At 39.6% G+C, this 866-nt stretch carries 2 protein-coding genes; both read left to right on the top strand.

The window, feature by feature from the left end; genetic code table 11:
* Positions 1-570, top strand: a 570-nt coding sequence (locus tag H4J39_RS08550; RefSeq protein ID WP_182227404.1) for an OmpA family protein, incomplete at its 5' end; no start/stop codon positions are given.
* A 6-nt stretch (positions 571-576) separates the two neighbouring features.
* On the top strand, positions 577-866 hold a 290-nt coding region (locus H4J39_RS08545), incomplete at its 3' end, for a hypothetical protein (RefSeq protein WP_182227402.1).

Here is an 866-nt window from a genome sequence, read left to right as displayed (position 1 = left end):
AAAGGCGCGGGTATCGGAGCAGGTGTTGCTGCTGTGGCGGCTTATTTAGCCAATAAAAATGAGGATGATATAAGTAAAAGGAATCGTAGAATTTTGAAAGCTGCAACCGGCGGCGCTGCGATTGGTGGTGGTATTGGTTATTATATGGATACACAAGAAGCTGAATTGAGAAAACAATTGCGTGGTTCAGGTGTTAGCGTTGAACGTGAAGGTAATAACATCAACTTAATTATGCCTGGCAATATTACATTTCCTTCAGGTAATGCCAATATTGATCAAAGTTTCTTATCTGTTTTAGATTCAGTTGTTTTAGTATTACAAGAATTCAACAAAACCTTGATAGTCGTTGCGGGTCATACTGACAGCTCTGGCTCTAACGCACTAAACCAGAGTTTATCAGAGCGCCGCGCTCAGTCTGTTTCTACCTACCTTAATAATGCAGGTGTTATTATAGATAGAATTGAAGTGATTGGTTTTGGTGAAACTCAGCCTGTTGCGAGTAATAATACAAAGGCCGGTAAAGAACTTAATAGAAGAGTAGAAATTACTTTACTTCCAATTACAGAGTAATACCGTATGAAATATTTACTTGCTATTTTAATGCTCGCAACATTAACAGCATGTCAAACGGCAACAGAGCTACAAAGTGCCTCTTCAAAAGGTTTAGCTAATATTTATTCTTGTGGACAAATAAACGCTGCATTTGCTGCCTATGAGGCAGATAAAACTTCTTTCGCTGCACTTGAACAAATTGCGGCGATGTCAGGATTAGTGATTAATAAAAGCACAGGAACGGATGCCAGCTCATACTATGAAAGTATAAAATCAGCGGCCAGTGTTGCGCTGCTTGTTCAGGGTTGTCAACC

Source organism: Colwellia sp. Bg11-12, from assembly GCF_014076955.1.
In the GTDB taxonomy this organism is placed as follows: Bacteria; Pseudomonadota; Gammaproteobacteria; order Enterobacterales; family Alteromonadaceae; genus Colwellia_A.
The sequence above is the reverse complement of the archived record's forward strand: the minus strand, read 5'-3'. Positions and strand labels throughout refer to the sequence as shown.